General features: G+C 72.2%; 14 protein-coding genes and 1 pseudogene. 12 read left to right on the top strand and 3 right to left on the bottom strand.

Annotated features, from left to right (window positions below; all coding sequences use genetic code 11):
* Positions 1 to 6 precede the first annotated feature (6 nt).
* Positions 7 to 1131, top strand: coding sequence for a glutamate--cysteine ligase (locus tag JIG36_RS05105; protein WP_203374784.1), 1125 nt, complete (start codon positions 7 to 9; stop codon positions 1129 to 1131).
* Here JIG36_RS05105 and JIG36_RS05100 read toward each other — a convergent pair.
* Positions 1128 to 1568: a hypothetical protein gene (locus JIG36_RS05100; protein WP_203374783.1), complete on the bottom strand. Its 441-nt coding sequence runs from the start codon at positions 1566 to 1568 to the stop codon at positions 1128 to 1130. The genes JIG36_RS05105 and JIG36_RS05100 overlap by 4 nt on opposite strands.
* Positions 1569 to 1775: 207 nt before the next feature.
* Here JIG36_RS05100 and JIG36_RS05095 point away from each other — a divergent pair, with 207 nt between their 5' ends.
* The 3 genes from JIG36_RS05095 to JIG36_RS05085 all read left to right on the top strand — a co-directional run bounded on the left by JIG36_RS05095 (position 1776) and on the right by JIG36_RS05085 (position 8198).
* Positions 1776 to 5621 carry a Pls/PosA family non-ribosomal peptide synthetase gene (locus tag JIG36_RS05095; RefSeq protein WP_203374782.1) on the top strand — a complete coding sequence of 1282 codons (3846 nt, stop codon included), beginning with the start codon at positions 1776 to 1778 and terminating at the stop codon, positions 5619 to 5621.
* A complete protein-coding gene (locus JIG36_RS05090) occupies positions 5588 to 6937 on the top strand; it encodes a M1 family metallopeptidase (RefSeq protein ID WP_236045529.1) in 1350 nt (449 codons plus the stop codon). The genes JIG36_RS05095 and JIG36_RS05090 overlap by 34 nt, the downstream gene beginning before the upstream one ends.
* A gap of 733 nt (positions 6938 to 7670) precedes the next feature.
* Positions 7671 to 8198, top strand: coding sequence for a DUF1062 domain-containing protein (locus tag JIG36_RS05085; protein ID WP_236045528.1), 528 nt, complete (start codon positions 7671 to 7673; stop codon positions 8196 to 8198).
* Positions 8199 to 8240: 42 nt separating this feature from the next.
* Here JIG36_RS05085 and JIG36_RS05080 read toward each other — a convergent pair whose 3' ends face one another.
* Positions 8241 to 8714, bottom strand: coding sequence for an SRPBCC domain-containing protein (locus tag JIG36_RS05080; protein WP_203374780.1), 474 nt, complete (start codon positions 8712 to 8714; stop codon positions 8241 to 8243).
* A complete protein-coding gene (locus tag JIG36_RS05075; RefSeq protein ID WP_203374779.1) occupies positions 8711 to 9124 on the bottom strand; it encodes an ArsR/SmtB family transcription factor in 414 nt (137 codons plus the stop codon). Before JIG36_RS05075 ends, JIG36_RS05080 begins: the two co-directional genes overlap by 4 nt.
* 102 nt (positions 9125 to 9226) lie before the next feature.
* On the opposite strand from JIG36_RS05075, the gene JIG36_RS05070 reads away from it, so the two are divergent.
* The 8 genes and pseudogenes from JIG36_RS05070 to JIG36_RS05035 all read left to right on the top strand — a co-directional run bounded on the left by JIG36_RS05070 (position 9227) and on the right by JIG36_RS05035 (position 18680).
* Complete coding sequence (locus JIG36_RS05070) at positions 9227 to 9814, top strand: RNA polymerase sigma factor (RefSeq protein ID WP_203374778.1); 588 nt, start codon at positions 9227 to 9229, stop codon at positions 9812 to 9814.
* Entirely contained in the window at positions 9814 to 10620 is an 807-nt protein-coding gene (locus JIG36_RS05065; protein WP_203374777.1) for a hypothetical protein, read from the top strand. Before JIG36_RS05070 ends, JIG36_RS05065 begins: the two co-directional genes overlap by 1 nt.
* A 314-nt stretch (positions 10621 to 10934) precedes the next feature.
* On the top strand, positions 10935 to 11750 hold the full coding sequence (locus JIG36_RS05060) for a slipin family protein (protein WP_203374776.1): 816 nt from the start codon (positions 10935 to 10937) through the stop codon (positions 11748 to 11750).
* Between the two features lie 832 nt (positions 11751 to 12582).
* Positions 12583 to 13230, top strand: a pseudogene (locus JIG36_RS05055) (response regulator transcription factor); the annotation flags it as partial.
* 229 nt (positions 13231 to 13459) lie between these two features.
* Positions 13460 to 14752, top strand: coding sequence for a sensor histidine kinase (locus JIG36_RS05050; protein WP_203374774.1), 1293 nt, complete (start codon positions 13460 to 13462; stop codon positions 14750 to 14752).
* A 378-nt stretch (positions 14753 to 15130) separates the two neighbouring features.
* Complete coding sequence (locus JIG36_RS05045; protein WP_203374773.1) at positions 15131 to 15646, top strand: PepSY domain-containing protein; 516 nt, start codon at positions 15131 to 15133, stop codon at positions 15644 to 15646.
* Between the two features lie 131 nt (positions 15647 to 15777).
* A complete protein-coding gene (locus JIG36_RS05040; RefSeq protein WP_203374772.1) occupies positions 15778 to 15981 on the top strand; it encodes a hypothetical protein in 204 nt (67 codons plus the stop codon).
* Positions 15948 to 18680 (top strand): ATP-binding protein, encoded by a 2733-nt coding sequence (locus JIG36_RS05035; protein ID WP_307872571.1) that lies wholly within the window; start codon positions 15948 to 15950, stop codon positions 18678 to 18680. Before JIG36_RS05040 ends, JIG36_RS05035 begins: the two co-directional genes overlap by 34 nt.
* Positions 18681 to 18715: the final 35 nt, after the last annotated feature.

Here is an 18715-nt window from a genome sequence, read left to right as displayed (position 1 = left end):
GAAGCGATGGGAATCGACTTCGCCCCATCGGAAAGATCGCGTCTAGGGATCGAGTGGGAGATCGCCTGTGTCGACCGGCGCAGCGGTGAACTGGCGCCGGCCGCGCCGGAGCTGCTGGCCCGGGTCGGGGCCGGGGGAGACTTCCCGCATGTGACGGGGGAGTTGCTGACCAACACGGTGGAGCTGGTCAGCGCGCCGCACCACCGCACCCGAGACGCCGTGGCCGATCTGACGCGGCTGGCCGAGCGGGTGGCCGCGGCCGCCGAACCGATGGGCGTCGACCTCATCTCGTCCGGCACGCACCCGTTCAGCCAGTGGTTCCAGCAGTCGGTGACGCCGGGCCGGCCGCGCTACGACACGCTCATCGACCGGACCCGGTGGTGGGGCCGGCAGATGATGATCTGGGGCGTGCACGTCCACGTGGCGGTCGACGACCGGCGCAAGGTGCTGCCGATCATCGACGGGCTGCTCACCTATCTGCCGCACTTCCAGGCGCTCAGCGCGTCCAGCCCGTTCTGGGCGGGGGAGAACACCGGGTACGCCTCCAACCGGGCCCTGATGTTCCAGCAGCTGCCGACCGCGGGGCTGCCGCCCCAACTGGACGACTGGGCGCAGTACGAAGCCCTGGTGGCCGACCTCGAGCACACCGGCGTCATCGAGCAGCTGAACGAGCTGCGCTGGGACATCCGGCCGTCGCCCAGGTGGGGCACGATCGAGGTGCGGACGTTCGACGGCATCTCGACCGCGGGCGAGATCGGGGCCATCGCCGCGCTCACCCAGTGCCTGGTCGAGCACTTCTCCCGCGAGCTCGACGCCGGCCGGGGCGTGCCCAAGCTGCAGCCGTGGTTCGTCCGCGAGAACAAGTGGCGGGCCGCCCGCTACGGCATGGAGGCGATCATCATCCAGAACGCCGCCGGCGACGAGCTGCTGGTCACCAAGGACCTGGAGGAGCTGCTGCCGGCCCTGGCGCCGATCGCCGAGGCCCTGGACTGCCAGGCCGAGCTGGAGGGGCTGCGCGACATCGTCGAGGGTGGCGCCAGTTATCAGCGTCAGCTGCGGGTGGCCGCGGCCAACAACGGAAGCCTCAAAGCCGTCGTGTCGTCGCTGGTGCGGGAGTTGCGCGAGGGCTAGATGCGTTTCACGGAAACGGTCACCCGGCGGGCGGTGGCATAGATCGCGCCGGCCCAGCCCTGGGCGTCACGGAAGGCCAGGCTGGTGGCGCCCGTTTCGGCCCGGTCGGCGAGGACGGTGAAGGCGCGCGGCAACTCGCGGCGGTAGAACGACAGCACGGTCTCGGGGTCGGGCTCGGTCAGCGTGAACGAGGCGCCGGACTCGCGGTCGGCCAGGTCGGTGACGCGGCTTCCGGGCGGTAGGGGAAAGGCCGACGGCACATTGCGTACGGCGGTTCCGACGCGTTTCACCGGCGCCTTGGTGTCGGCCGCGCGCACCATCGCGGCGGGCTGGCTGCGGCGGTTGTCGGTGGTCGTGGCCGCGGAGGCGCTGGTCGCCCCGAGACCGGGGACCGCCAGCAGAGTGGCCAGCACCGTGACAATCCGACGTGCGAACATGCGCCGCCGCCTCTCTGTACGAACCCGGTCCGAGTTGCCGAGCCCATCCTCCGCCATTCGGTCAAGGAGTGGTGTGGCAGTCGACACGTATTCGATATAAACCCGTCACTTTTCGTTTCCCACCCGTAACGTTGAACGCTGCCCCGGGCGGCTGAGCGCCGTGCGACCGGCCGACAATGACCTGAGGTATGGGATGGAGCACGCCCGGTGACCGTGACGACCGCTGACCTGCGTCTGATCGACCTTCCCGAGTTCACCGTCGAGCCGGAGTCACCGGCGCTCTTCCACTCCACCTCCACCCCCGTCCGCCGCACGCTCGTCGACGTCCTCGACACCACCGTCCGCGCCCACCCCGGCGCCCGCGCCCTCGACGCCGGCGGCACCGCGCTGACCTACCGTGAGCTGGCCGACGAGGTCGAGAAGCTGCGCATGACCCTGCGGCAGCACGGCATCGGCGTCGGCGACCGGGTCGGCGTCCGGGTCTCCTCCGGCACGACCGACCTCTACCTCGCGATCCTCGGCGTGCTGGCGGCGGGCGCGGCCTATGTGCCGGTCGACGCCGACGACCCCGAGGAGCGGGCCGAGCTGGTCTTCGCCGAGGCCGACGTCTGCGCGGTGCTCGGTGACGACCTCAAGATCACTTTGCGCCGGGAGCCGGAGGGCCGCCCCGGAAAGCCGGGCCCGTCCGACGACGCCTGGATCATCTTCACCTCCGGCTCCACCGGCACCCCGAAGGGCGTGGCCGTCTCGCACGGTTCGGCCGCCGCCTTCGTCGACGCCGAGGCCCAGCTGTTCCTGGCCGACGACGACGCCGAGCCGATCGGCCCGCACGACCGGGTGCTGGCCGGGCTGTCGGTCGCGTTCGACGCCTCCTGCGAAGAGATGTGGCTGGCCTGGCGGCACGGCGCCTGCCTGGTCCCGGCCGCCCGCTCGCTGGTGCGCAGCGGCGTCGACCTGGGCCCGTGGCTGGCCGAGCAGCGCATCACCGTCGTCTCCACGGTGCCGACCCTGGCCGCGCTGTGGCCGGTGGAGGCGCTCGACGACGTCCGGCTGCTCATCTTCGGCGGCGAGGCCTGCCCGCCCGAGCTGGCCGAACGTCTCGCCGTCGAGGGTCGCGAGGTCTGGAACACGTACGGGCCGACCGAGGCCACCGTCGTTGCTTGCGCGGCCCGGATGACCGGCGAGGGTCCCGTACGCATCGGGCTCCCGCTCGCCGGCTGGGAACTGGCCGTGGTCGACGCCGACGGCATGCCGGTCGCCATGGGGGAGACGGGCGAGCTGGTCATCGGCGGGGTCGGGCTGGCCCGCTACCTCGACGCGGCCAAGGATGCCGAGAAGTTCGCGCCGCTGCTCTCGCTGGGCTGGGACCGCGCGTACCGCAGCGGCGACATCGTGCGTGCCGAGCCCGAGGGCCTGTTGTTCCTCGGCCGCGGCGACGAGCAGGTCAAGCTGGGCGGCCGCCGCATCGAGCTGGGTGAGGTCGATGCCGCGCTGCAGGCGCTGCCCGGTGTCGCCGGCGCGGCCGCCGCCGTGAAGCGCACCGCCGCCGGCAACCAGCTCCTGGTGGGCTACCTGGTTCCGCTCGACCCGGCCGGGTTCGACACCACGGCCGCCTCCGAGCGCATCCGCGAGCAGCTTCCGGCCGCGCTGGTGCCGCTGCTGGCCGTCGTCGAGGGCCTGCCCACCCGAACGTCGGGCAAGGTCGACCGGGCCGCGCTGCCCTGGCCGCTGAGCACCGGTGGCGCCGGCGCGGACGAACTGACCGCGACCGAGGCCTGGCTGGCCGGCGGCTGGGAGGAGATTCTGGGCGTACGCCCCTCCGAGGCCGGTGCCGACTTCTTCAGCAGCGGCGGCAGCAGCCTCAACGCGGCCCAGCTGGTGGCCTGGATCCGGCGCGAGCACCCGCAGGTGTCGGTGGCCGACGTCTACCAGCAGCCCCGCCTGTCGCAGATGGCGGCCAAGCTCGACGCGCTCGGCACCACCGCGACCGTGCGCCGCGAGGTCCGCCCCACGCCGCGCTGGTCGGGCCTGGTGCAGGGCCTGCTCATGCTGCCGATGCTGGCCCTGGTCGGGCTGCGCTGGCTGACGATCCTGGCCGCGGTCGGCAACCTGATCCCGGCCTCGTGGGCGCCGCAGGTCTCGTGGTGGTGGATCGCCGGCGCCTGGCTGCTGCTGTTCAGCCCGCCCGGCCGCATCGCCGTGGCCGCCGCCGGGGCCCGGCTGCTGCTGCGCGGCGTACGCCCCGGCAAGTACCCCCGCGGCGGAAGCGTGCACCTGCGTCTCTGGGCGGCCGAGCGGCTGGCCGAGCTGACCGGCGCGACCGGGGTGGCCGGCGCGGGCTGGATGATCACGTACGCGAAGGCTCTGGGCGCCCAGATCGGGCCCGACGTCGACCTGCACTCGGCGCCGCCGGTCACCGGCCTGCTCAAGCTGGGCCGGGGCGCGGCCGTCGAGCCCGAGGTCGACCTGTCCGGCCACTGGGTCGACGGTGACATCGTCCGCGTCGGCAAGGTGCGTATCGGCGCCGGCGGACGGGTCGGATCGCGCAGCACGCTGATGCCCGGCGCCCGGGTCGGCAAGGGCGCGCGGGTCGAGGCCGGCACGACCGTCACCGGTGCCGTGCGGGCCAAGAAGGGGTCGTCCGGCGTGGCCTGGCCCGCGCAGCGACCCGAGCGCCGCTCCCGCGTCTGGGTGGCCGCTTACAGCCTGACCGCCCAGCTGCTGGGCCTGGTGCCGGTCGTGGCCGCGCTGCCCGCCATCGCGATCCTGGCGTGGGCGGTCACCGGTCGCCCGGTGCTCGAGGCGGCCCTGATCGCCGTGCCCGTCGCGACCGTGGCCTACTTCCTGACGTACGCGCTGCTCGTGCTCGCCGGTGTCCGCCTGCTGAGCATCGGCCTGCGGGCGGGCTTCCACCCCGTGCGGGGCCGGGTGGCCTGGCAGGTCTGGACCACCGAGCGCCTGATGGGCATGGCCCGCACCGCGCTGTTCCCGATCTACGCCAGCCTGTTCACGCCGGTCTGGCTGCGGCTGCTGGGCGCCAAGATCGGCCGCAACGCCGAGCTGTCGACCGTGCTGGCGCTGCCCGCGATGACGACCGTCGACGACGGCGCGTTCCTGGCCGACGACACGATGGTGGCCACGTACGAACTGAGCCACGGCTGGCTGCACGTGGCCCCGGCCCGCATCGGCAAGCAGGCGTTCCTCGGCAACTCGGGCATGGCCGCGCCCGGCCGCTCGGTGCCCAAGCGCGGCCTGATCGGTGTGCTCTCGTCGGCGCCGCGCAAGGCCAAGAAGGGCTCGTCCTGGCTCGGCTCGCCGCCGATGCCGTTGCGCCGCACGGTCGAGACCGCCGACACCAGCCGCACCTTCAACCCGCCCTCCCGGCTCAAGGTCGCCCGCGCCCTCATCGAGCTGTGCCGGATCGTCCCGGTGATGCTGGCCGGCGCGCTGGCCGTGCTCGTCCTGGCCGCGCTGGCCGTGCTCTGGCAGGAGTTCGGCGCGATCGTGGCCGCGCTCGCCGCCGGCCCGGTGCTGCTGGCCGCCGCGCTCGTCGCCGGCCTGACCGCCACGCTCGCCAAGTGGCTGCTGGTCGGCCGGTTCCGGGTCACCGACCGCGCGCTCTGGACCTCGTTCGTCTGGCGCAACGAGCTGGCCGACACGTTCGTCGAGGTGCTGGCCGCGCCGTGGCTGTTCCGCTTCGCCACCGGCACGCCGCTGCTGAACGTGTGGCTGCGGTCGCTCGGCGCGAAGATCGGGCGTGGCGCGTGGGTCGAGACGCTCTGGCTCCCCGAGTACGATTTGGTGCGGCTCGGAGCCGGTGCCACGGTCAACCGGGGGTGCGTGGTGCAGACCCACCTGTTCCATGATCGGATCATGAGCATGGACACTGTGACCCTGGGCGCGGGCGCCACGCTCGGCCCGCACGGGATCGTGCTGCCCGGCGCCGGCATCGGTGCGCGCACCACCGTCGGCCCCGGCTCGCTGGTGACCCGTGGTGACGTGGTGCCCGACGACACCCGATGGCTGGGCAACCCGATCGCGAACTGGGCATGACCCCACCGGGCGCCGACCACTCGACCGATTCGTACCTCCCCCGCAACGGCAACGGCGGATACCGGGTCCTCCACTACGACCTGGACCTCGACTACCGGATCATCTCGAACCGGCTCGCGGGCAAAGCGACTGTCACGGCTCAGGCCGGGCAGTCGCTGTCCCGTTTCAGCCTCGATCTGGGTGTGTTCCGGGTCGAGGAAGTGCGCGTCGACGGGCGGCGGGTCACCTTCACCCACCGGGCCGGCAAGCTGCGCGTCAAGCCGGACAAGGTGATCGGCTACGGCGCCATTTTCAAGATCGAGGTCCGGTACGCCGGCAAGCCCGTCCCCGTGTCGGGCCGGTGGGGCGACCTGGGCTGGGACGAACTGACCGACGGCGTGCTGGTGGCCAGCCAGCCCAACGGGTCGCCGTCGTGGTTCCCGTGCAACGACCGGCTCGAGAAGGCCACCTTCCTCGTGCGGCTCACGGTGGCTTCGCCGTACACGGTGATGGTCACCGGCGACCTCGTCTCGCGGCGCCGCGGCGCGGGCAGCACGACGTGGGTCTACGAGCGCACCGAACCGACCGCCCCCTACCTGATGAGCGTGCAGATCGGCCGCTACGAGCAGGTCGAGCTGGCCTCCGGCGCGGTCACCCAGCGGGCCGCGATCCCGCCCCGGCTGCGCGCGCTGTTCCGGCACGACTTCGGCCGGCACGGCGAGATCATGGGCACCTTCGAGCGGCTGTTCGGCCCCTACCCCTTCCGCGAGTACGTGGTGGTGGTCGCGGACGACGACCTCGACGATCCGGTCGAGGCGCAGGGCATGGCCGTGTTCGGCCGCAACCACCTCGATGGGCGGCGCACCCACGAGCGGCTGGTCGCGCACGAACTGGCCCACCAGTGGTTCGGCAACAGCCTGACGGTCGCGGACTGGCGCCACATCTGGCTGAACGAGGGCTTCGCCACGTACGCGGAATGGCTGTGGTCGGCCGCCTCCGGGGGAGCGTCGGCCGACACGCACGCCGCCCGCTGGCACATCTGGCTGGCCGGTCAGCCGGCCGACGTGGCGATCGCGAACCCCGGCGTCGGGCGGATGTTCGACCCGCTGGTCTACAAGCGGGGCGCGCTGGCGCTGCACGCGGTGCGGGCCCGGCTGGGCGACGCCGCGTTCCTGCCGATGCTGCGGGCGTGGACCGCCGAGAACCGTCACGCCATGGTGACTACCGAGCAGTTCCGTACGCACGTGGCCCGCTTCACCGCCGAGCCGCTGCGCGACCTGTTCACCGCCTGGCTCGACCGGCCCGCCCTGCCCCCGTTGCCACGCGCCGGCGCCTGACCGGTCCTTTCCCGTCACCGCCGAGCCGCTGCGCGACCTGTTCACCGCCTGGCTCGACCGGCCCGCGCTGCCCCCGTTGCCACGCGCCGGCGCCTGACCGGTCCTTTCCCGTCACCGCCGAGCCGCTGCGCGACCTGTTCACCGCCTGGCTCGACCGGCCCGCGCTGCCCCCGTTGCCGCCCGCCGGCGCCTGACCGGTCCCTTCCCGCTCGTCCGCGAGATTTAGCGGTCGCTTCCCTCGCCCCGGCGCTTGGCCGGTCGCTCTCTCGCCCGTGAGCTGTCCCTCGCCCGCGAGCGTTTCTCTGCCGCAAGCATTCCCCCGGCCCGCGAGCGTGGTCGCGCGCCTTCTCTCGCGCGGCGCGCCTTCTCTCGCGGGCGTGTCTTTCTTCGCGCCGCGCGTTTTCCTCGCGGGGCGGGCGCGCCTTCTTTCGCGCCCCGCGCGCCTTTCCGCGGGGCGCGCTTCCTCGCGTGCGAGCCTGACTAATTCCCTTCCTCGCCCGTGGGTCGGGCCGGCCGTTTCCCCGTGTTGCCGAAAATCGGTGGAGCGGCGAGGGTCGATGCCGTTAGCGTGCTGCCGACCGCCGTCGTCCAGGTGAAGGCACACCCTTGTACATCGCGTGAGACATCCCAAGCGCTGATCTGACGCGCGCCGCATCGCTTGCGGCGCGTCGCTTCCTGCTGCGGATTCTTCTCACGGAACCGGTGTGTTTCTGTGCTTCAAACCTGGATTGTCATGCCCACACGCCTGCCGCTCGTGCGTCGCCGCTGTCACGCGTGCACGTCCGACCGGCTGCGGGCGAACGGCAAATTTCGCGTCAACGCCAACCACAAACTGCTCGACGCCTGGATTCTCGCGCTCTGCACCGCCTGCGGCGAGACGGCGAGACTGACGTATCTGGAAAGAACGAACGTGCGTTCCGTACGGCCCGAACTGCTCGACCGGATGCACCACAACGACCTGGGTCTGGCCGCCGAGCTGCTGCGCGACCCGGTCCTCCAGCGCCGCAACCGTTTCCGGCTCGACTGGGACGGCGCCTGGCGCCTCGACACCGGCGAGCCGCTTCCCGCCGACGTCGAGGTGCTGGAGGTGTCGGTCCGGTTCGCGGCTCCGATCCCGGTGCGGCCGGTCCGGCTGATCGCCGAGGGCTGCGGCCTCAGCCGGGCCGAGGTGGAACGCCTGCTCGGAGACGGGCGGCTTGTCTCGGCCGTACGGCTGGGTGGCAAGCTCTCCGCCGATTTCACCTTCACGCTGAAACGCTGAGCGATCGCGGGCCTGTCCGGCGACCCAGCCGGGCAGGCCCCCCTAGCCGGCTCGACCTTCGGCCACGGCGGCCATCTGGGCCGTCACCGTGCCCCAGCCGTCGAGGAAGCCCAGCTCTTCGTGACGCTTGCGGGCGGCCGGGTCGCCGTGGCGCACCAGGGCGCGGAAGTCGGTGCCCTCCGGGTGCTCCCCGAACGTGATCTCGGCGGTCATCGGGACCGGCTGCGGGTCGGCCGGGCGCCAGCTGCTGTCGATGGCGTTGGTGAACACGATCCGCTCGAGATCGTCGACCACCAGGAACAGCGCGTCGAGGTGGGGCACGAACTCGCTGCCGTCGTCGCTCATCCGGGTCACCAGGCCGCCGCCCGGCTTCGGCTCCAGGCGGTCGACGCGGCAGACGGTCGGCGCCGGGACCCACCACTGGGCGAAGCGGTCGGGGTCGGTCCAGGCCTGCCACACGACAGTGCGCGAGGCCCGGATGACACGTTGCACGGTCAGGTCGAGGTCGGGATTCATGACGGGTTCTCCTCGGGGTCGGTGACAGACGGGTTGGTGACGGACGGGTTGGCGCCTGGCGCGTCGGTGACTGGTGGGGCGGTGACTGGCGGGTTGGTGACGAACTGTTCGAGCCGGTCGGTGCGCTGCTCCCAGATCCGGTGCTGCTCGGCCAGCCAGTCCTCGATCACGGCGAGGCGCTCGCGGTTGAGCGCGCACGTGCGCACCCGGCCCGCCTTCGTGGTGCGGATGAGCCCCGCAACCTCCAGCGTCCGTACATGCTTCATGAACGAGGGCAAGGTCATCGGGAAGGCGGCGGCCAGGTCGCCCACGCTGGCCGGGCCCTGGCCGAGCCGCCGGACGACGCCGCGCCGGGTCGGGTCGGCCAGGGCGACGAAGACGTCGTCGAGGTGCGCCGAATACTGTGCCACGCGGCTAAGTATTGACCGGCCAAATACTTAGCGCAAGGGCTAAGTGTTGAGATCGCCGGAAACACCGGCCCGTCGGAGCGACATGTCGAGGGTGTGACAGAGATGCGAGAACGACAGCAGCGGCAACGCTACGAGGAGGTGTACGCACGCACCTACGTCGACCTCGTCCGGTTCGTCGTGCGCCGTGGTCACCCCACCGATCAGGCCGAAGATGTCGTGGCCGAGGCCTTCGTGGTGGCGTGGCAGCGCCTGAAGGACCTGCCGGCCGACGTCGGCGAGGCCCGCGCCTGGCTCTTCGGCATCACCCGGCGGCTGCTGCTGGCCAAACAGCGCTCCGACACCCGCGGGCAGGCGCTGTCCGTCCGGATCGCCGGTCAGGCCGCCGTCGACGGCACGACGATCGAGCACGACGACCTCGTCGCCACCTCGGTCGACCTGGCCCACGCGTGGGGCCGGCTCACCGCGATGCACCAGGAGGCGCTGAGCCTCTCGGTCTTCGAGGGGCTGACCGGCGCCCAGGCCGCGCAGGTGCTGGGCATCTCGTCGGTCGCCTTCCGGATCCGCCTGAGCCGCGCCCGCCGACTCCTCAAACACGGCCTCGGCCCGCCCGACGTCGTCGTCGCCGCCCCCGACCGCAGGCCCGCTGACCCTCACCGCATGCCCACCAGCAGCGAAAAAGGATACGTGTGATGACCCTCGACGATCAGCTCCGCCGCCACGACCCGGCCCGTCACGTCCCCGACGATCTGGCCCGCTCGCCGCACGCCCTGGCCACGCTGGCCCGGGTGACCGCCACCGAGCCCGGCACCGGTTCCCCCGCCGTGTCCTACCGTCCGCCCCGCCGCCGCGCCTTCCGCTACGCGATGGCCGCTGCTGTCGCGACGGCCGGGGTTGCCGTCTCCGCCCCGATCCTCGGCGACGACCAGGCAGCCGTCGCGACCTGGGACGCCCAGCCCAAGCCGGCCTCGGCCCAGGACGCCGCCCGCTATACCAAGGATTGTTCGCAGTGGACCGGCATCCGCACCGGCACGGCCCAGATGGTCGAGGTGCGCGGGATCTGGGTGATGACCTACTTGTCCACCGCCGACGGCGACGCGCAGTGCTTGCGGTCGACCCGGCCCACGGCCGAGTCCCCCGACGGTGAGGGCCAGGCTTCGTACGGCCCGGCCCTGCCCGCGCCGGCCGCCGATGCGCTCTCGACGGTCGGCGTCATGGAGACGTCGGGCGGCGTGACGGCCACGCAGTTCCTGATCGCGGGCAAGGCCGGCGCCGACGTCACCGGTGTCGTCTTCCACGCCGAGGACATGGACATCCGGGCCACGGTCCGCAACGGGCACTTCGCCGCCTGGTGGCCGCAGCGCAAGCCGTCCAGCATCGTCGGGCGGATGGTCGAGAACACCGGCTACAGCGGGTCGCCCAACCCCGATGTCACCATCACGCTCAAGAGTGGCCGCAGCTTCACCACCGAGATCAAGGACTACGACACGAACCAGTAGGCCTCCACTCCGCTCTCCTCCGGTGGTGCGGATCGAGGTCATACCGGGGAGGCCCCGCTGTCCCCGGCTGCTATCCGTCAGGCGACGCGGTTTCTTCCGAGAGCCGCGGTGTCCCCGCCGGTCGCCGATATTGCGTTGTCGGCGACCGGCGCGTCCTGTCACCCTGATCATGGCCCCGGCGGCTTCAGAAGAAAGCGCTACCGCAACGGATGCATTGGCGATCAAACCACGCTGATCCGCTGCCTTCACGGCGACCGATCCTTCCCATCGGAACCGCTCCGGGGCCACCCGAATCGTTCAGAGGTGAAACAGTCATGACCAACACTCACGAGGTGATCGTCCACAGCGGATTCCGCGGCCTGCGTTATGCCGACGGCCGTTTCGACCAGGTTCTCGAGCCCGGCCGGTACGAGCTGCCCAAGCGCCGCTTCGGCGGCCGGCGCGTGCCCAGCGTCCGGGTCGTCCCGATCGACGTGCGCGAGCGCGAGCTCAACATCAAGGGCCAGGAGATCCTGACCGCCGACAAGGTCGCCGTACGGGTCAACATCGTCACCCACTTCCGGGTGGTAGACCCGCAGGCCGCCGTCGAGCAGGTCGCCGATTACTCCGACCGCATCTACAGCGACGTGCAGCTGGCCGCGCGGCGCTCCCTGGCGTCGATGACCCTGGAGGCCATCCTCACCAACCGCAACCAGCTCAGCGAGGACATCCTGCGCGACGTCGAGGGCGTCTCGGCCGGTTACGGCGTGCAGATCATCCGGGCCGACGTGAAGGACCTGGTCTTCCCGGGCAACCTCCAGGAGATCATGAACCGGGTGCTCACGGCCCAGCGCATGGCCGAGGCCCAGATGGTCGAGGCCCGCACCCGGGCCGAGCGCGACACGCTGGAGGCCAACTCGAAGGCCAACGCCGAGCGGGTCGCGGCCGAGGCCGACGCCGAGGCCAAGCGCATCCGGGCCGACGCCGAGGTCGACGCGCTGCGCCGCCTGGCCGAGGCTGCTGAGGCGTACGCGCAGCACCCGGCCCTGCTCCGCCTGCGCGAGCTGGAGACGCTGGGCGCGCTCGGCACGAACGCGGCCGCCCGCCTCTACATCGGTTTCGACAAGCACAGCGACGTCGGCCCCGAGTAGAACCCGGTCCCATCTGGAACGCAGTGCCGGTCGGAACGCGGTGCCGGTCGGAACGCGGTGCCGGTCGGAACGCGGCGCCGGTCGGAACGCAGTGCCGGTCGGAACGCGGCGCCGGTCGGAACGCGGTGCCGGTCGGAACGCGGTGCCGGTCGGAACGCGGTGCCGGTCGGAACGCGGTGCCGGTCGGAACGCGGTGCCGGATGGAACGCGGTGCCGTGCGAAACGCGGTTCTGGGTGGGCCGCGGTGCCGTGCGGAACGCGGTTCTGGGCGGGACGTGGTGCCGGATGGAACGCGGTGCCGTGCGGAACGCGGTTCTGGGTGGGACGTGGTGCCGGATGGAACGCGGTGCCGTGCGGAACGCGGTTCTGGGTGGGACGTGGTGCCGGGCGGAACTGGGCCCCGGGTGGGACGTGGTGCCGGAGGGAACGCGGTTCTGGGTGGGACGTGGTGCCGGGCGGAACTGGGTCCCGGGTGGGACGTGGTGCCGGGGGGAACGGGGTGCCGGGCGGAACTGGGTCCCGGGTGGGACGCGGTGCCGGGCGGAACGCGGTCCCGGGCGGAATCGGGTCCCGGGTGGGACGCGGTTCTGGGTGGAACGTGGTGCCGGATGGAACGTGGTGCCGGATGGAACGTGGTGCCGGATGGAACGCGGTCCCGAGCGGAACTGAGTCCCGGATGGAACGCGGTTTCGGATGGACCGTAGTCCCGAACAGCAGAGGTAGACGGGTGGCCGCCCTGTCCTGCGGGACGGCGGCCACCCGCATGTCTTCAGGTGGCGTTCAGGGTGCGTGCGGGAGGATGGGGGCCGGCGCTTTCCTGGAGGTAGACGCGATGCGCGTACTCGTCGTGGACGACGAGCAACGGCTCGCCCGGTCGTTGCGGCTCGGGCTCGAGGCGGAGGGCTTCGCGGTCGACGTGGCCCACAACGGCGTCGACGGGCTGTGGCTGGCCCGCGAAAACACGTACGACGCGATCGTGCTCGACCTGATGCTGCCCGGCCTCAACGGCTATCAGGTCTGCGCGACCCTGCGCGCCGAGCAGGACTGGACACCGATCCTCATGCTCACCGCCAAGGACGGCGAATGGGACCAGGTCGAAGGCCTCGACACCGGCGCCGACGACTACCTCACCAAGCCGTGCTCGTTCCCGGTGCTCGTGGCCCGGCTGCGCGCGGTGAGCCGGCGCGGCGCCCGGGAACGTCCCACCGAGCTGGTGGTGGGCGACCTGCGTCTCGACCCGGCCGCGCGTCGGGTCTGGCGGGACGGCCGCGAGGTCGAGTTCACCACTCGCGAGTTCTCGCTGCTGTTCTTCCTGGCCCGCCACCCCGGCGACGTCGTCTCCAAGCGGCAGATCCTGGACGGCGTGTGGGACGCCGACTTCGAGGGCGACCCGAACATCGTCGAGGTCTACATCGGCCACCTGCGCAACAAAATCGGCCGCGAGACGATCCAGACCGTCCGCGGCGCTGGCTACCGGCTGGCCGGCGGGACCGCGGCCGTGGGAAGTCGCGGTGGTGATGGTGGCGGGACCGCGGCCGTGGGAAATCGCGGTGGTGATGGTGGCGGGACCGCGGGCGCGGGAAATAGCGGTGGTGGTGGCGGCAGGAGCGCGGGCGCGGGAGACCGTGGTCGTGACGGTGCCGGGCGCTTGGCCGCGGGAAACCATGACGGCGCCTGAAGCTCTGCCGCGTGGAAGTACGGCGGCGAGAATGACGGCTGACGTCCGGCTGCGGACGACGGCGGCGGCCGTACTGGTTGTTGCGGTTGCCCTGCTTGTCGGTGCGGTCTCGCTGGTGCTTCTGGTGCGCGAATCCCTGCGCGACGGGCTGGAAACCACCGCCGAGCAGCGCGCCACGGCCCTGCTGCGTCAGGCCGAGTCGGCCGGCCTGCCCGCGCCGGACGCGAACGACGACGATGCCGACGAGGATGACCTGCTCTGGCAAGCTGTCGCGCCCGACGGCACGACCACCCGTTCCGGCCCGGCGCTGCCCACGGCCTCCACCGACGAGGTCGAGCTGCCCGGTGGGGAACACCCCTATCTGGTGGCCACCGACGAGGGCGGCGGCTACCGCGTGTCGGTCGCCGTTCCTCTGGAGGAGGTCGAGGACTCGACTGCCGCCCTGCGGACGCCTCTGCTCTTCGGCCTGCCGCTGCTGATCCTGCTCGTCGGCGGCACGACCTGGGTGGTGGCTTCGCGCGCGCTGGCCCCGGTGGAGCGTATCCGCCGCGAGGTCGAGGCGATCACCGGTGACCGGCTCGACCGCCGGGTGCCCGAGCCGGCGTCCCGCGACGAGATCGGCCGGCTGGCCCGCACGATGAACCAGATGCTGGGCCGCCTGCAGGAGTCCCGCGACCGGCAACGCGAGTTCGTCGCCGACGCCTCGCACGAGCTGCGGTCTCCGGTGGCCAGCATCCGCCAGGTGGCCGAGGTCGCCCAGGCCCATCCGGCCGCCCTGCCCGACGGCGAGCTGGCCGACACGGTGCTGGAGGAATCCGCGCGTCTGCAACGGCTGGTCGACCAGTTGCTGCTGCTCACCCGGGCCGACGACGCCGGCGCCGGGCACGCCCGCCACGACGTCGACCTGGATGACCTGGCCCTGGCCGAGGCGCGGCGGATCGCCCGTACGGGAAAGCGGGTCGACACCTCGGCCGTGGGCGCCGGCCGCGTGCGGGGCGACGCATCGGCGCTGGCCCAGGTGATCCGCAACCTCGCCGACAACGCCGCCCGGCACGCTCGCGAAGCGGTGGCTGTCGGCGTGCGCGAGAACGGGGGAGCGGTCGAGCTGACGGTCGACGACGACGGCCCCGGCATCCCCGAGGACCAGCGCGAACGCGTCTTCGAACGGTTCGTCCGGCTCGACGAGGCCCGCGCCCGCGACGCCGGGGGCAGCGGGCTCGGCCTGGCCATCGTCCGCGAGATCGTCACCGCCCACGGCGGCACGGTGTCAGCGTCACCCTCGGAGCTGGGCGGAGCCCGTTTCACCGTACGAATCCCCGGCTGAAGCCGTACGAATCCTCGGCTGGAGCCGTGCGAATCCTCGGCTGAAGCCGCACGAGTGCCGGGCTGAGAATCGTGCGAGCGCCGGTATGAAAGGCCGTGCGAGTGCCGGGCTGAAGCCGCACGAGTGCCGGGCTGAGAGTCGCACGACAGTCGTGTGAGTGCCGGGCTGAAGCCGCACGAGTGCCGGGCTGAGAGTCGCACGAGTGCCGGGCTGAGAGTCGTGCGAGCGCCGGTATGAAAGGCCGTACAAGTGCCGGGCTGAAGCCGCACGAATGCCGGTCGGAACGGCCGTGCGAATGCCGGGCCGCCAGCCGCACGGATTCCGGGCTGAAAGCCGCATTCAGGCTGGATTCAGCGACCGTCCCGCAGAGTGTGCGGCATGAACATCACCAAGCTCCGCAGCAAGCGCGTCATCGTCACCACCGCGGCCCTGGCCGCCCTCGCCGTCGGGGGCGGCGTCTGGGCCACCGCCGCCAACGCCGACAGCGAGGTGAAGGGCGGCGACCGCGACCGGGTCGGCAACGCCGCGGTGCAGGCCGTCGGCGGCGGAACGGTCCTCGACGTGGAAACCAGCGACGACCCCGGTGAGGCGTACGAGGTCGAGGTCCGCAAGACCGACGGCAGCGAGGTCGACGTGGCGCTCGACAAGGACCTGAAGGTCGTGAAGCAGCAGGCGGACACTCCCGACGCCCCCGACCCGGCAGTGAGCGACACCGACCGGGCCGCGGCCGAGAAGGCTGTCCTGGCTGCCTTCCCGGGCGGGACCTTGCTGGACGTCGAGGCCGGTGACGACCAGGGCGTGGCGTTCGAGGCCGAGGTCCGCGCGGCCGACGGCGCCGAATGGGACGTCGACCTCGACGCGTCCTTCGCGGTGCTCGCGAAGACGGCCGACTAGGTATACCTAGGGCGTCCGAGCGCGGCTCCTAAAGTGCCGTGACCAGGGAAGATAGGTAAGCGCGGTCGATGTGGCGGGGCGAGCGCCGATCGAGGATGGATACATCACCTCGAACGACGAAGGAGACCGCCATGATGCTCCACCCCGACCTCATGCTGAGCCTGGCCAACGACCGCCACCGCGAAATGATCGCCGAGGCCGACCGCGGCCGCCTGCTCACCAGCGCCCGCCTGGCCCGCAAGGCCCGCCGAGCGAGCAAGGAGCGGGCGGTCCGCGGACACCCCACCGGTACCCTGGCGTCGTGCGAGCCATCCGCGGCGGTGCCGGCCCGGTGATGATCGGCCGAGAAAGCGAGCTGCGCCGGTTGGCGCGGCTCGCTTCGGCGCGCGAGCCCGCGGTCGCCGTCATCGCCGGCGAACCCGGCATCGGGAAGACCCGGCTGGTGCACGAGCTGCTCGGCACCCTGCCCGACACGACCGTGGTTCTGGTCGGTCACGCCGAGCCGGGGTCGCTGTCCCGGCCGTACGAAGTGCTCCTCGACGCCATCGACGGACGGCCTGAGGTCGGCGAGGAGGAACTGGCCGCGCTGGCCGACGCGAGCCGCAGCCCGGTCGAGCGGCTGCACACCGGTCTGGCCATCCTGAACGACCTGATCGGCGACGCACCCGCGGTCATCGTCTTCGAAGACCTGCACTGGGCCGACTCCGAGAGCGCGGCCCTGTTCGAGCGGATCGCCGACCAGCGCGGGCCCCGGCTGCTGATCGGCACCTACCGGCCCGACGAGGTGACCCGGCGCCAGCCCATCGCCGGCCTGCTGGCCCGCACCGAGCGGCGGCACACGGTCATCCACGTACGGCTGGAACGCCTGACCCCGTCGCAGACCGCGGCGCTGCTGGCCGCCGCGACCGGTGCGCCGGCGCCGCTGCGGGCCGCGACCGCGCTGCACCACCGCACCGGCGGCAACCCGTTCTTCCTCGAGGAGCTGCTGCGCGCGCTGCCGAACTACGACTTGGAGGAGCTGGTCGACCAACCGCTGCCGTGGAGCCTGGCCGACGTGCTGCGCCGTCAGGTCGACGACCTCGACCCGGTCAGCCATCGCATCGTCGAGGCGGCCACTGTGCTCGGCCACCGCATCCCGTTCGACCTGCTGGCCGAGGTGACCGGCACCGGCGAGGACGAGCTCATCGCCGTGCTGCGTGACCTGGTCACCGGTGGCGTGCTGGTCGAGGCGGGCGAGGACGAGTTCACCTTCCGGCATGCCCTGGTGCGCGAGGCGATCGGTGACCAGATGCTCGGCCGGCAGCGGCGCCGGTTGCACGAGGCCGCGCTCGACGTGCTGCTGCGCGCGGGCGGCTCCGACCCGGCCATGGTGGCCCACCACGCGCAGGGCGCCGGCCGCTACGACGACATGGTCGACGCGGCCCGCCGGGGCACGGCGCTCTACCTCTCGATCGGCTCGGCCTACCAGGCCCTGCAGCTGGCCGAGACGGGCCTCGACGAGGTGCCCGACGACACCGACCTGCTGGCCGGCGCCGCCCGTGCCGCCTGGCTGGCCGGTCTGCTCGACGACGCCCTGCGCTACGGCCGCCGCTGGCGCGACCGGGCCGACTCCACGACCGACCGGGCCGAGTCGCTCTATCTGCTGATCCGCCTGGCGTGGGAGTCCCGCGAGTTCGGCGAGATGAGCGCGCTCACCCACGACATCGAGACGATGATCGCGCAGCTGCCGCCCGGCGCCGACCAGGCCCGCGCGATGACCGCGATCGCCCAGTCGGTCTACCTGCGCGACGAACTGGACGCGGCCGTGCTCTGGGCCGACCGCGCCCTCGACCTCGCCGCCGAGTTCGACCTGCCCGCCATCCGCCTGGCCGCGCTGCTCGAGAAGGGTTCGGCGCTCAGCGAGGACCGGCAGCGGGCCGCCGAGGGCCGCGCCATCCTCACCGGCCTGGTCGACGAGGCCGAGAAGACCGGGGAGTGGGTGCTGGCCGCCCGCGCCCTCAACACCCTGCTCTCGGGCGAACCGCCGGCATCCCCGGCCGAGCACGCCGAGACCCTGGAGCGGATGCGGGTCGACGCGGAACGGGCCGGCTTCGAGTCGCTGTCGGTCGCCACCTACTTCCAGGGAAGAGCCCGATTGGCCGTACGGGCCGGGGATCTGCGCGCCGCCCTCGACGCGCTGGAGGAGGGGCGCGAGCAGGACCGCAACTACCGCCGCCGGGGGCGCTGGGCCGACTATTTCGGGTTGTTCCTGGCCGGGCTCTGTCTCGAGGCCGGCAAACTCGACCGGGTCGAGCAGCTCGTCGCCGACCTGGCGACCGTGCCGAACAACCCGTCGACCCTGGTTCCCGGCCTCACGTTCCACCTCGCCTGCCGGCGCGGCGACCGGCCGGGCGCGGAGAAGGCCTGGGCGGAATTCGTCGCTGCTCTGGACGAGCAGATGTGGCGCAGCGGAGAGCAGGCCCACGACCTGTTCTCGGCGGCGCTCGAGATCGGCTTTCCGCTGCCGGCCCTCGACGAGTTCCACCGGGAACTGCTCGCGGCCGATGTCTGGGACGCCCACCGCACACTGGTCGACGCCCAGCTCGCCGAGGCGCACGGCCGGCACGCCGAGGCGCTGACCGGCTACCGGTCGATCACCGAGGCCAACGTCCTGGCCCCGGCGGTGCGCGGAACCGTCCACATCGGAGCTGCGCGCTGCCTGCTCGCCACCGGCCGGCAGGCCGAAGCCACCGTCCACGTCGAAGCGGCGGCGGGTCTGCTCGCCCGGTGGGGTGGCTGGCGGGTGGCCCAGCTCGACCGGTTGCGGGCCCTGCTGGGCCTGACGCCGGAATCCTCCGCGGTCACCGGCCCGGCCGCGCTCACTCCCCGCGAACGCGAGGTGGCGATGCTCATCAGCGACGGCCTGACCAACACCGAACTGGCCCGCCGCCTCTACATATCCCCGAAAACCGCCGCCGTCCACGTCTCGAACATCCTGCGCAAGCTGGGCGCCGCGTCGCGTACCGAGGTGGCCGGCCTGATCGGACGGCCCTGACCGCCCCTTGCCAGCGGTCACCGGCAGGCGCATAC

The sequence above is a fragment of the Paractinoplanes ovalisporus genome (assembly GCF_016834655.1).
Taxonomy (GTDB): Bacteria; Actinomycetota; Actinomycetes; order Mycobacteriales; family Micromonosporaceae; genus Actinoplanes; species Actinoplanes ovalisporus.
This window is presented reverse-complemented; position numbering and strand designations above follow the sequence as displayed.